Annotated in this window: 1 pseudogene; it reads right to left on the minus strand. The window is 35.0% G+C overall.

Features of this window, described 5'->3' with window-relative positions:
* Window positions 1-323 (minus strand): annotated as a pseudogene (locus SB775_RS28325) (hypothetical protein); the annotation flags it as partial.

Here is a 323-nt window from a genome sequence, read left to right on the forward strand (position 1 = left end):
TGGAGTTGTGTATGTAATTGTAAATATGGCATCAATTTTGTGACCATCAAACTGAACTTGTTGATAAGGGCGAGTAATAATATTTTTTGAATGATATGTCGAAGGTACTCTTTTTGCCCTACGCCCGGCGTCAACACCAAACCTAGCAGATACAATTTCGGTAAAGTGATCATTTTGTAATTTTCTAAAAAAACGCTCTAAGGATCTAAGGCCTTTATTGTATGTGTTTAATGGATATTCATTTTCAATGATACCTTCATTTTTACATGCCCGAACGAATTTATCATGAATATCAATGATACGCATACGTGGGCGTTTTACAC

It is taken from the genome of Peribacillus sp. SIMBA_075 (assembly GCF_046534585.1).